Source organism: Phenylobacterium sp. (assembly GCF_036402295.1).
GTDB lineage: Bacteria > Pseudomonadota > Alphaproteobacteria > Caulobacterales > Caulobacteraceae > Phenylobacterium.
Map to the genome: position 1 here is coordinate 1 of NZ_DASWTE010000085.1, position 11,835 is coordinate 11,835.

Consider the following 11,835-nt stretch of genomic DNA (forward strand, 5'->3'; position numbering starts at 1 on the left):
CCTCCCCCGCACGCGGGGGAGGGACTTCGAGGGGTCGATCGACCTCAGCTCCTCCCCCGTGCAACGGGGAAGGGGGACCCGAAGGGTGGAGGGGGCGCTGCGAGCGCACCTAGAAGATCGCATAGATGAACGGCGCCAGGGCCTCGACGCCGGCGGCCAGCACCAGAAGGCCGCCCGTGAGGCAGAGGAACACGGCCAGCGGGGCCAGCCACTTCTTGCCCGAGCCGTCCTGCCAGAGCCCGCGCGCCAGGTCGGCGATCGAGCCGCCCATGCTGCCGAACACGATCAGCTGACGCTGCATCCGTCCACGCCGTTTCATGCGTCCATCTCCTCCATCGTATCGGCGGTCGCCCGCACCCGTTTCACCACCCGCGCGTCGCCGGCGACCAGCACGTCGATCCCGGAGCGGCGGAACGTCGAATAGCCCTCGATGACCCGGTTCACGATCGGCTCGCCGGCCAGGTTGAACGACGTGTTGAGCAGCACCGGCACGCCGCTGAGCTTCCCGTAGGCCACGAGCAGGTCGTGCAGCCGCGGGGCCATCTCGCGCGGCAGGGCCTGCAGCCGCGCCGTGCCGTCCACGTGGGTGACGGCGGCCAGGGCGGCGCGCCACTCGGGCTTCACCGGGAAGACGCCGGACATGAACCGCGACAGCCGCGCCCCGCCGGGCGGCAGCTCGAAGTAGGTGTCGGCGGCCTCGACCGGCACGACAGGCGCGAAGGGGCGGAACTCCTCGCGATACTTGATGTCGCGGTTGAGCCGGTCGCGCATCTCGGCCGAATGCGGCGCGGCCAGGATCGACCGGTGGCCCAGCGCGCGCGGCCCGAGCTCGGAGGCGCCGTCCATCCACCCCACGATCCGGCCGGCGGCCAGGTCCTCGGCGGTGCGCGGGATCAGCGTCGCATCGTCCCATTCCTCGACCGGCAGGCCGTCCTCGTTCGCGATCCTGGCCAGGGCGCCGGCCTCGAGGTCGGGGCCGAAGAACGGATGGTCGGGGAACGGCCGGTCCGGATTGCCGAAGTGGATGCGGTCCGCGTAGAGCGCCGCGCCCAGGGCGCAGCCGGCGTCGCCGGGGGCCGGCGGCACGAACAGCCGCGAGAAGCCGGATTCGCGCAGGATGCGGGCGTTGGCGACCCCGTTCAGCGCCACGCCGCCGCCCAGGCAGAGGTCCGGGAGGCCGGTCTCGCGCTGCAGGTCGCGGGCGAGGTCCACGAGGATCTCTTCCAGCACGAGCTGGACGCTGGCGGCGACATCGGCGTAGCGGCGGCCGTCCTCGGTGGCGAGGTCGATGGGATCCCACGACGCGCGCGGCGGCCCGAAGGTGTCGATGAAGGCCTGGGAGAACGAGCGCTCGGCGGTGGTGTGGTACTCGAAGTAGCCCATCTCCAGCCGGAAGGCGCCGTCGGCCGTGCGCTGGACCACGCGGCGCACCGCGTCGGCGAACCGCGGCGTCCCGTACGACGCCAGGCCCATGACCTTGTACTCGCCCTCGTTCACCGCGAAGCCGAGGTAGGCCGTGAAGGTCGAGTAGAGCATCCCCAGCGAGTGCGGCCAGCGCACCTCGCGCAGGAGCTCGATCTGGGTCCCGTCGGGGCCGCGGCGGCCCCGGCCGACCGTCAGCGTGGCCCACTCGCCGACGCCGTCGGTGGTGAGGATCGCCGCCTCGTCCGTGGGCGCGGTCAGGAAGGCCGCCGCGGCGTGGCTCTGGTGGTGCTCCGTGAAGAGGATCTTGCGCCGATCGACGCCCAGGTGCGCCTGGATAATCCCGCGCACCCAGACCTTCTCTCCGAGAGAGTTCTTCATGGCGTGGATGAAGGCGCGCCGGCCCTTCGGGAACGCCCGCAGCGCCGTCGTCAGGATGCGGTCGAACTTGAGCATCGGCCGCTCGTAGAAGACCACCGCATCCAGGTCCTCGGGCTCGAGGCCGCCCTGGTCGAGGCACCAGTCGATGGCGGCGAGCGGGAAGGCCGCGTCGTTCTTGCGCCGCGACAGGCGTTCTTCCTGCACCGCGGCGACCGGCTGCCCGTCGATCAGCAGCGCCGCGGCGCTGTCGTGGTAGTGGGCCGAAATTCCCAGGATCTTCATGGCTAGTACTGCCGTTCCAGCGGGCCGTTGCGCGTGGGCGCCACGGCCGACCAGCCTTCGGGCTCCTTCCGCGCCGCCCGGCGGGCCAGCAGCGCGAAGGCCGGGAGCAACAGGTAGTACTGCAGGGTCAGGATGATCGCGCCGAAGAGGCCCGCCAGGCCCGCAGCCAGCCGAAGATAGGCCTTCCAGAACCGCCGCAGCCGCGCCATCCAGAGGCGGCCGGCCGCCTGCTCGGGCGCCACGCGATCGAGCTCGCGCCGGGTGTAGGTCATGTGGAAGGTCTCATCGTGCAGCACCTTCTCGAAGACGGCCTGGGTCGGCGGATCGCCGCCGAGCACGGCCACGTAGTTGGCGAAGTCGCGCGCGGCCTGCTTCTCCGACAGGTGCAGGAAGGCCAGCAGCGCCTCGTCGCCCTCGCTCTCGACCCGCAGGTCGTCCAGCCCGCGTTCGCCCGGCGTGAGCCAGTCGGCGCGGACGCCCGCGGCCGCTTCGCGCGGCAGGGTGCGGATCAGCGCGAGACCCCGGGCGCGGAAGAGGTCCGCATGCCGCTGCTCGTCCAGCGCGTGCTTGAGGAACAGCCGCCGCAAGACGGGGTCCGGCGTGAGCTCGGCGGCGCGGACGATGTCGCGCCCGCCATCCGCCTCCACCTCGGCGAAGCGCAGCAGGTTCTGGGCGCGACGGCGGGGGTTGCGCCAGGCCAGCCAGTGGATCGCCGAGAAGATGGAACGCATCGACTGCACCATTCGCCGGACTTCAGGCATCAACCGGGACTGAGGGGGCGGCGGCGTGCGTGAAGCGGCACAACGACGGAACTTGGCGGTCCAGGCGCTGGCCGGGCTGGTCGCGGTGGGGCTCATGAGCCTCGCGGCGGTGCTCGACGGCGCCTGGCTGGAACGTCACATCTTGCCCGAGTTCTTCCAGCCCCGCGACGAGCAACTGCGGCTGCTCACCGGCGTTCGCGCGGCGCTTCTGGCATTGGGCGTACTGCTTATCTGGCCGGTGGGCCCCTGGCTGGCGCGCCGCCGGCTGGCCGACATGCTGCCGTACGTCGTCGCCGTCGCGCTGGCCGTGGTCACCGCCGAGGTGCTGCTGCGCGTGCTCCCCTGGTACTCGATCCATCAGCTGCCGGCCCAGCGCGAGCCGCAGCGGCGGCGCGATCCCGTCATGGGCTGGACCTACCGGCCCGACCGCGTCGGCCGCGGGGAACTGGGCGGCCGCATGATCGAGTACGCGTTCGATCCTGCGGGCCATCGCGTGCGCCGCCGCGGCGACGTGGTCGATTACAGCCAGCCCAGCGTGCTCTTCGTGGGCGAATCCATCGTGGGCGGCCACGGCGTGACCTACGACGAGACAATCCCCGCCCTGGTCGGCGCGCGGCTGGGGCTGCAGCCGGCCAACCTGTCCGTCGGCGGCTTCGCGACCGACCAGATGTATCTGCGCTTCCGTCAGGAGTGGCCGCGCTACCGTGAGCCCCGGGCCGTGGTGATCCTGTTCATGCCGCTGCTCTTCCACCGCAACCTCGAGCACGACCGGCCGCACCTGGAGCCCGGCCTCGTCTGGCGTCCTGCGTCCGACGACCTGCGGCTGGTCCAGATCGCTCGACGGCTGGTCCCGGCCCGGTCGCAGCGCGAGATCGACGACGCGGTGCTGATGACCCGCCAGGCGCTGGCCGCGATGGTCGCCGCGGCCGAGGCCAGGGGCGCCGTCCCGCTGGTTCTGGTCCCCCAGCTCACCGAGGAGACGGCGGAGGAGGCGACGATCCGCCGGCGGGTGCTGACCGGCCTGCCCTACCTCCACGTGCCGTTGGACCCGGCCTGGCGGGTGGCGAACAACCGCCATCCGGACGCGCGCGCCGACGCGGCGCTGGCCGATGCCGTGGCCGAGTACCTGCAAGCCCAACTCGTACACCATCCCGCTCCGCGCCCCCGCCCTCGTCATTGATCCCCGCCCGGGACGGCTCGGTTCAAAAGGCCGCGAAGCCGCACCCTCGCGCCCGGCGGCGCTTTCCGCTAAACGCGCTCCCCATGTTCCTTTTCTGGGCTGTGGCCGGCGTCCTCGCCGCGGCCGCGGCGGGCCTGATCCTGATGCGCGCCGCCGGCGCCGCGACCGGCGCGTCCGACGCCGATCCCGCCAGGACCCTCTACCGTCGCCAGCTCACCGAGATCGACGACCTCGCCGAGCGCGGCCTGATGGCCGACGCCGAGCGCAAGTCCGCCCACGCCGAGGCCGCCCGCCGCCTGCTGGCCGCGACGGACGCGCCCGCCCGGCCCTGGTCCGCCGACACCCGCGCCCGTGGCGCCATCCTGCTCGCCGTGGCGGCCGCGCCGGCTCTCGCGCTGGGGCTCTACCTGCAGCTCGGGGCTCCCGGAACGCCAGACCAGCCCTACGCTGCGCGACTGAAGGCCTGGCGCGACGGCGACCTGATGCAGCTCACCCCGCCGCAGGCCGCGGCCGTCCTCCGGCAGGTGACCGGCGAGCGGCCCAGCGACGCCGAGGGCTTTCGCCTGCTCGGCATGGTGGAGGGCGCGGCGCAGAACCCGCTGGGCGCGGTGCGCGCGCTCCGCAAGGCGTCCGAGCTTGCGCCGCAGCGGCCCGAGATCTGGCAGATGCTGGGCGAGGCCGAAATCGTGGCGGCCGGCGGCAAGGTCGACGCCAACGCCGAGGCCGCCTTCCGCAAGCTCCAGGCGCTGCAGCCGGAAGACCCCAGCGCCCGCTTCTTCCTGGCCCAGGCGAAGGCCGACGCCGGCCGCAAGGCCGAGGCCGTTTCCGAGCTCCAGGCCCTGCTGGCCGCCATGCCCGCCGACGATCCGCGCCGGGGTGCGGTCGAGGCGTCCATCGCCCGGATCGAGGGACAACCGGCGGCGGCGCGCGATCCGCAGCAGGCCGCCTTGATCCAGAGCATGGTGGACGGGCTGGCCGCCAAGCTAAAGGACAACCCCGACAACCCCGACGGCTGGGTGCGGCTGGTTCGCGCTTACGCCGTCCTGGGCGATAATCAGAAGCGCGACGAGGCCTACGCCAGCGCCCGTGCGCGCTATGCGGCCCGGCCGCAGGTGGTGCAGCAACTGGACGAGGCCGCGCGCGCGGAGCAGATGCGATGAGTTTCCTTCCCAAGTCCCGCAAGGCGCGCACGCGCCTCCTGCTGCTGGCGGTGATCGCTCCGGTGGTCGCCGTGGCCGTCGGCCTGACGCTGTGGGGCATGCGGGACTCGATCTCGCTGTTCTACACGCCCTCGCAGGCGGCTGCGGCTAAGCCGGCCCCTGGCCGCGCGATCCAGCTGGGCGGGCTGGTGAAGGTGGGCTCGGTGGTCAAGCACACGGACGGCCGCGTCGAGTTCACCGTGCAGGACAAGGTCTCCGCCGACCGGGTCGTGTTCCAGGGCGACCTGCCGGACCTGTTCCGCGAGGGCCAGGGCATCATCGCCGAAGGGTCCTACCGGGCGGACGGAACCTTCGAGGCCAAGCGCGTGCTCGCCAAGCACGACGAGACCTACATGCCCAAGGAAGTCGCCGACGCGCTCAAGGAGCAGGGCGAGTGGCGCGGCGAGGGTTCACCGCCGCCCAGCTATGGTGGCCAAAAGCCCTACGGCAAGTCCGGCACATGATCGTCGAGATCGGCGCCTTCTCGCTGATCCTGGCGCTGGCGCTCTCCGTCGCCCAGGTCGGGCTGTCGGCCGCCGCGCGGATGCGGCGCTCGGTGGCGCTGGCCGGGGCGGGCGAGGGGGCGGCGCTGGCCGCCTTCGCCGGCGTGGCCCTGGCCTTCGCGGCGCTGATGCACGCCTTCGTCGTCTCCGACTTCTCGGTGTCGAACGTGGCGGCCAATTCGCACTCCGCGAAGCCGCTGCTGTACCGCGTGGCCGGGACCTGGGGCAGCCACGAGGGCTCGATGCTGCTGTGGTGCCTGGCGCTGACCGGCTTCGGCGCGGCGGTGGCCGGGTTGGGGCGCGACTTGCCGCGGGGCCTGCGAGCCCTCACGGTGGCGACCCAGGGCCTGCTGGGTACCGTCTTCCTGGCCTACACGGTGTTCGCCTCGAACCCGCTGGCGCGGCTCGCCGAGGCGCCGGCCGAGGGTCGCTCGCTGAACCCGCTGCTGCAGGACCCGGCGCTGGCGGTCCATCCGCCGTTCCTCTACGCCGGCTACGTTGGCCTCTCGGTGGTCTTCTCGCTGGCGGTGGCGGCGCTGATCGAGGGCCGGGTCGACGCGGCCTGGTCGCGCTGGGTGCGGCCGTGGGCGCTGGCGGCCTGGAGCATGCTGACCGTCGGCATCACCCTGGGCTCGTTCTGGGCCTACTACGAGCTGGGTTGGGGCGGCTGGTGGTTCTGGGACCCGGTGGAGAACGCCTCGTTCATGCCCTGGCTGATCGCCACGGCCCTGCTGCACTCGGCCGTCGTGACCGAGAAGCGCGGCGCGCTGTCCGGCTGGACGGTGTTCCTGGCCCTGGCCGCCTTCACCTTCTCGATGCTGGGCGCCTTCCTGGTGCGCTCGGGCGTGCTGACGTCCGTCCACGCCTTCGCGGTCGACCCGACCCGCGGCGTCCTTCTGCTGATCATCCTGGGCGTGACGGCGGGCCTCGGCTTCGCCCTCTTCGCCTGGCGCGCGCCGACGCTCAGCCAGGGCGGCATGTTCGCCCCGATCAGCCGCGAGAGCGCGCTGGTGATGAACAACATCCTCCTGGCTGCCGCGACCGCCACGGTCCTGTTGGGCACGCTCTATCCGCTGATCCGCGAAGCCATGACCGGCGAGGCGATCTCGGTGGGGCCGCCCTACTTCAACCTGACCTTCACGCCGCTGATGACCGCGCTGCTGGTGCTGTTGCCCGCCGGGCCGCTGCTGGCCTGGAAGCGGGGCGACGCCAGGGGCCTGGTCCAGCGGCTGTGGGCGGCCCTGCTGATCGCCGGCGCCGCGGGGCTGCTGACCATCGCGGTCGTCAGCCCGAAGAAGGCGCTGGGCGCGGCCGGGATCGCGCTGGGCGGCTGGCTCATCGCCGGCGCGCTGGCCGAGCTCGCCGAGCGCACGCGGGCCTTCCGGGTCCCGCCTGGCGAAAGCTGGCGGCGCCTCACGGGCCTGCCGCGCGGCGCGTGGGGCATGACGTTCGCGCACCTGGGCCTCGGCGTCTTCGCGCTGGGCGCGGTGTTCGAGACCGCCTGGAAGATCGAGGCGGCCGAGGCGCTGCCGATCGGCGGCGCGATCGACGTCGGCGCCTACCACGTGCGTCTGGACGACGTGCGCGGCGTCGAGGGCCCGAACTACGACGCCGACCGCGGGACGATCACCGTCACCCGCAAGGGCCGGCCCGTATGCCGCGTCGAGCCCGAGCGGCGGCTTTACATCGCCGGCGGCCAGACGACCTCGGAGGTGGGGCTCTGCTACCAGGGACTCAGCCACGTCTACGTCGTGCTGGGCGAGCAGCGCGGCGGCGGGGTCCAGCCCACCTTCCTGGTGCGCGCCTACTGGAACCCCTGGGCCAGCCTGATCTTCGCCGGCCCCGTGCTGATGGGGCTGGGCGGGCTGATCTCGCTCTCCGACCGCCGGCTGCGGCTGGGCGTCGGGCGGCGGCGGGAGCAGCCGGCGTGAGGGCCCGCGCCTTCCTGGCCGCGCTGGCGGGCGTGGCGTGTCTGGCGGCGGCGTCGGACCCGGCCGAACGGCTGCCCGATCCGGCCCAGGAGGCGAAGGCGCGCGAGATCTTCCGCGATGTCCGCTGCCTGGTCTGCCAGAACGAGTCCATCGACGACAGCGAGGCCGAGCTCGCCGCGGACCTGCGGCGCATTGTCCGCGAGCAGGTCAAGGCGGGCAAGGACGAGGCCGAGATCAAGGCCTTCCTCACCGACCGCTACGGCGAGTTCGTGCTGCTGACCCCCAGCTTCTCGGCCGGCAACGTCGCCCTGTGGCTAGGGCCGTTCGTGGTGCTGGCCGGCGGACTGGTGTTGCTCTTCATCCGTCTGCGGAACCGGACGCCGGACGCCGAATTGGATGAGCTGGAAGCCGAACGGGTCGAAGCCCTGATGGATGACGAGGCGCCCTGACACGTTCCCGCCCCAGATTGGACGCGAACCCGGGCCACGGTGACCTAAACGTAACTTGAGAGGCGTTGCACTTCGGTGCATCCGACCTAGGTTGATTGGGCGTAGGCTCCGTTCCCAAGGCCTGCGCAGGGAAACGAAGACGAATGACGACCAAGAAGACCGGTTACATCCTGGGCGCCGTCGCCGGCGCCGGCGTCATGGCGGCCGCCGTGGCGGGCGCGGGCATGCGCCTGCCGTCGGCCCACGCCGAGCAAGGCCCTCCGGCCGGACTGATCAAGGCCTCCACCGCGCCCATCTTCGCGCCGCCTCCGGGCGCGCCCATGTCGTTTGCCGACATCTTCGACCGCGTCTCGCCTGCGGTGGTGTCGATCAACGTGACCAGCCGCGCCGACCCCAGCGCGCTGCAGCGCATCCCCGGCCTGCCGTTCCTGATCCCGCGCGCGCCGCAGGGCGGCCAGGACAACAATCCCGACGGCGGCGACGAGGACGGCGACAACCGCACCGACCGCGGCCAGCCCCGGCTGCCGCCGCAGCAGTCGTCGGGCTCGGGCTTCTTCATCTCGGCCGACGGCTACATCGTCACCAACAACCACGTCGTCGAGAACGCCGAGAGCATCAAGGTGGTGCTCAAGGACGAGACCGAGCTCGAGGCGGAAGTCGTGGGCCGTGACGAGGCGACGGACCTGGCGGTCATCAAGGTCAAGAACCGCCGCGGGCCGTTCCCGTATGTGAACTTCGAGAACGCCGGCAAGCCGCGCGTGGGCGACTGGGTCATCACCGTCGGCAACCCGTTCGGCCTGGGCGGCACCGCCACGGCCGGCATCGTCTCGGCCTACGGCCGCGACATCGGCGAGACCTTCGTCGACTACATCCAGATCGACGCGCCCATCAACCGGGGCAACTCGGGCGGCCCGACGTTCGACGTCTACGGCCGGGTGATCGGCGTGAACACTGCGATCTTCTCTCCCTCGGGCGGCTCGGTGGGCATCGGCTTCGCCATCCCATCGGAAGTGGCCGAGGGCGTCACCAAGCAGCTGATCAACGGCGGCAAGATCGAGCGCGGCTACATCGGCGCGACGATCCAGAACTTCTCGACCGAGATGGCCGAGGCCCAGGGCCTGGGCGACCAGAAGGGCGCGATCGTCGCCGACATCTCGCCAGGCGGCCCGTCCTCGCGGGCCGGCCTGCAGGTGGGCGACGTGGTCACGGCCGTGAACGGCGCGGCGGTGAAGAGCTCGTCTGACCTTACCCGCCAGGTGGCGCGCGTGCGCGCCGGCGAAGTGCTGAAGCTGGACGTCATCCGTGGCGGCGCGCGGCGGGTGGTCGAGGTGCGCACCGGCGTGCGTCCGTCCGAGAAGGAGCTGGCCGCCAACGACAACACCGGCGGCGGCCGCGGCGGCGCGGTCCCCGGCGCCCCGCCGTCCGTGCGGCCCCCGGTGCTCGGCATGTCCCTAGGCCCACTGGACGAAGGCGCCCGCACCCGTCTGAACCTGCCGGCCGAGGTGCGCGGGGCCCTGGTGGAGAACGTCGATCAGGCCTCCGACGCGGGCACGAAGGGCCTGCGCCGCGGCGACGTGCTGACCCTCGCGAACGGCCGTCCGGTCGCTGCGCCGGCGGACTTCGCGGCCATTGTGGACGCGGCCAAGAAGGCGGGCCGCACCAGCGTGCTGGTGGGCGTCTATCGTAACGGCCGCACCGCCTTCCTGCCGATCAAGGTTTCGGGCTAGTTTCCCCACCTGAAAAGGGCGGGAATCACATGCGGATCCTGATCGTCGAGGACGACCTGGAAGCGGCGGAAGCCATGGCGCGCGGCCTGACGGAAGCGGGCCACGAGATCACGCGCGGCGCCGACGGCGAGGAAGGCCTGGCCGCGGCGCGCGGCGGCGAGTTCGACGTGATGATCGTCGACCGCATGATGCCCAAGATGGACGGCGTCCAGCTGGTGGAGACCCTCCGCCGCGAGGGCGACCGCACGCCGGTGCTGTTCCTCTCGGCGCTGGGCGAGGTCAGCGACCGGGTCGACGGCCTGCAAGCCGGCGGCGACGACTATCTCGTCAAGCCCTACGCCTTCCCCGAGCTGATCGCCCGGATCGAGGCCTTGGCGCGGCGGCGCGACACCGGCTCGGTGCAGACCCTGCTCAAGGTGGGCGAGCTGGAGATGGACCTCATCGCCCGCACCGTGCACCGCCAGGGCAAGGAGATCGACCTGCAGCCCCGCGAGTTCCAGCTGCTCGAGTTCATGATGCGCCACGCCGGCCAGTCGGTGACGCGGACCATGCTGCTGGAGAAGGTCTGGCACTACCACTTCGACCCGCAGACCAACGTCATCGACGTGCACATCTCGCGGCTGCGCTCGAAGATCGACAAGGGCTTCGACCGCCCCATGCTGCAGACCGTGCGCGGCGCGGGCTACCGATTGGATGCCTAGGACGCTCTTACCTCCCCCGCCAAGCGGCGGGAGGGGGACCGCGCGCCGAGCGCAGCGGAGAGCGCGTGGTGGAGGGGGCGAGCCCCATCCGCTGAGCTCGATGCCGTCCGGTCGTCCTGCTGGGCCTGTAGCTCGCCTCCTCCACCATCCGCTCTTCGGCGGATGGTCCCCCTCCCGCCGCTTCGCGGGGGAGGTAAGGAGACGCGAATGGCCGTGAAGCTGCCGCGCATCTTCCGGACGACCCCGTTCCGGCTGACGCTGCTGTTCCTGGCGCTGTTCGCCAGCGCGGCGTCCGCGTTCCTGGCCTACATCTACATCGCCACCGCCGGCGAGGCGACGCGGCGCACCGACCAGGAGATCCGGCGCGAGATGCGCTCGCTGGTCGACATCTACGACCGCGCCGGAATGGACGCGGTGAACCAGTCGCTGATCGAGCGCGCGGCCAGCGAGAAGCCGTTCCTCTACCTGCTGCTCACCAAGGACGGCCGGCGGATCTCGGGCTCGATCGAGGAGAGCCCGGTGGAGGACTTCGCCGGCCAGCCGGCCTGGGCCACGTTCCAGGTGACCGATGCCGACGCCCAGGGCCGCACGGTGAAGCATCCGGCGCGCGGGCTGCAGCAGCAGCTGCGCGGTGGCGAGATCCTGTTCGTGGGCGCCGACGCCGGCGACGACGAGGCCTATGTGGCGCGGGTGGTCCGGGCGCTCTGGGCCTCGGCGGCCCTGGTGGTGCTGCTGGGCCTGGCGGGCGGCATGCTGGTCAGCCGCAACGTCTCGCGCACGATGGTCAACCTGATCGACGTTGTGGAGCGGGTGCGCAACGGCGAGCAGGGGGTGCGCGCGCGGGTCCGCGGCGCGCGCGACGAGTTCGACGAGCTCGCCCAGGGCGTCAACGACATGCTGGACCGGATGGAGCGCTCGATGGCGGGCCACCGGCATGCCGGCGACGCCATCGCCCACGACCTGCGCTCGCCCCTGACGCGCCTGCGGGCCCGGCTCGAGACGGCCTACATCGACGTGGAAGCCGGCAAGGGCGACGCCACCGAAGCCCTGGCCCAGGCGCTGGACGACACCGACGGCGTGCTGAAGACCTTCGGCGCGGTGCTGTCGATCGCCCGGCTGCAGGCCGCGGGCGCCGCGCCCGACCCGGTGATCTTCGACCCCGCCGACCTGGGCGCCGACATCGCCGAGCTCTACGAGGCCTTCTGCGAGGAGAAGGACATCGAGTTCTCGGCCGAGCTGGCCAAGGACCTGACGATCCGCGGCAACCGCGAGTTCCTGGCCCAGGCGCTGGCCAACCTG

At 72.1% G+C, this 11,835-nt stretch carries 11 protein-coding genes; 8 read left to right on the forward strand and 3 right to left on the reverse strand.

What is annotated here, in order from left to right:
• Window positions 1-109: 109 nt before the first annotated feature.
• From VGD44_RS05735 to VGD44_RS05745, 3 genes are read right to left on the reverse strand one after another with little or no spacing between them, the layout of a single operon-like run.
• Window positions 110-319, reverse strand: coding sequence for a DUF5989 family protein (locus VGD44_RS05735; protein ID WP_331084801.1), 210 nt, complete (start codon window positions 317-319; stop codon window positions 110-112).
• Entirely contained in the window at window positions 316-2,085 is a 1,770-nt protein-coding gene (locus tag VGD44_RS05740; protein ID WP_331084803.1) for a carbamoyltransferase family protein, read from the reverse strand. Before VGD44_RS05740 ends, VGD44_RS05735 begins: the two co-directional genes overlap by 4 nt.
• Before the next feature lie 2 nt (window positions 2,086-2,087).
• Window positions 2,088-2,816, reverse strand: coding sequence for a ferritin-like domain-containing protein (locus VGD44_RS05745; protein ID WP_331084806.1), 729 nt, complete (start codon window positions 2,814-2,816; stop codon window positions 2,088-2,090).
• Window positions 2,817-2,871: 55 nt separating this feature from the next.
• Between VGD44_RS05745 and VGD44_RS05750 the strand changes: the two genes are divergently transcribed.
• From VGD44_RS05750 to VGD44_RS05785, 8 genes are all read left to right on the forward strand, one after another.
• Entirely contained in the window at window positions 2,872-4,026 is a 1,155-nt protein-coding gene (locus VGD44_RS05750) for a hypothetical protein (protein ID WP_331084808.1), read from the forward strand.
• Between the two features lie 83 nt (window positions 4,027-4,109).
• Window positions 4,110-5,186, forward strand: a complete 1,077-nt coding sequence (gene ccmI / locus VGD44_RS05755; RefSeq protein ID WP_331084810.1) for a c-type cytochrome biogenesis protein CcmI — start codon at window positions 4,110-4,112, stop codon at window positions 5,184-5,186.
• Window positions 5,183-5,689 carry a cytochrome c maturation protein CcmE gene (ccmE, locus tag VGD44_RS05760; RefSeq protein WP_331084812.1) on the forward strand — a complete coding sequence of 169 codons (507 nt, stop codon included), beginning with the start codon at window positions 5,183-5,185 and terminating at the stop codon, window positions 5,687-5,689. Before ccmI ends, ccmE begins: the two co-directional genes overlap by 4 nt.
• Window positions 5,686-7,659 carry a heme lyase CcmF/NrfE family subunit gene (locus VGD44_RS05765; RefSeq protein WP_331084814.1) on the forward strand — a complete coding sequence of 658 codons (1,974 nt, stop codon included), beginning with the start codon at window positions 5,686-5,688 and terminating at the stop codon, window positions 7,657-7,659. Before ccmE ends, VGD44_RS05765 begins: the two co-directional genes overlap by 4 nt.
• Window positions 7,656-8,108: a cytochrome c-type biogenesis protein gene (locus VGD44_RS05770; protein WP_331084817.1), complete on the forward strand. Its 453-nt coding sequence runs from the start codon at window positions 7,656-7,658 to the stop codon at window positions 8,106-8,108. The genes VGD44_RS05765 and VGD44_RS05770 overlap by 4 nt, the downstream gene beginning before the upstream one ends.
• A 143-nt stretch (window positions 8,109-8,251) precedes the next feature.
• Window positions 8,252-9,835 carry a Do family serine endopeptidase gene (locus VGD44_RS05775; RefSeq protein WP_331084819.1) on the forward strand — a complete coding sequence of 528 codons (1,584 nt, stop codon included), beginning with the start codon at window positions 8,252-8,254 and terminating at the stop codon, window positions 9,833-9,835.
• Between the two features lie 29 nt (window positions 9,836-9,864).
• Window positions 9,865-10,536 (forward strand): response regulator transcription factor, encoded by a 672-nt coding sequence (locus tag VGD44_RS05780; RefSeq protein ID WP_331084821.1) that lies wholly within the window; start codon window positions 9,865-9,867, stop codon window positions 10,534-10,536.
• A gap of 207 nt (window positions 10,537-10,743) precedes the next feature.
• Window positions 10,744-11,835, forward strand: a 1,092-nt coding sequence (locus VGD44_RS05785; protein ID WP_331084823.1) for a HAMP domain-containing sensor histidine kinase, incomplete at its 3' end; no start/stop codon positions are given.